Below are 217 nucleotides of genomic sequence, written 5' to 3'. Positions count from 1 at the left end.
GTAACCATCCATGTAAGTTAGTGCTTCTAGGCGATCAATTTTTAATTCTTTTGCTAAACCGAATGAGCTCATGCCATAGATTAAACCAAAGTTAATCTCCTTAGCACTTCGACGTTGATCAACAGTCACTTCATCAAGTCCAAAAGAGAAAACCTCTGCAGCAGTTGCTTTATGAATATCTATTCCCGTTGAGAAAGCCCTTAATAAGCCTTCGGCT

The 217-nt window shown here is 39.2% G+C and carries 1 protein-coding gene; it reads right to left on the bottom strand.

The genetic code is table 11. The annotated features are described in order from the left end of the window. Window positions 1-217: DNA polymerase (locus V6255_RS18735; protein WP_341629455.1), on the bottom strand; the 217-nt coding region annotated here is incomplete at both ends.

The organism is Psychromonas arctica (genome assembly GCF_038155225.1).
Lineage (GTDB): Bacteria > Pseudomonadota > Gammaproteobacteria > Enterobacterales > Psychromonadaceae > Psychromonas > Psychromonas arctica_B.
Note: the sequence above shows the minus strand (reverse complement) of the source record. Positions and strands in the feature narration are given on the sequence as shown.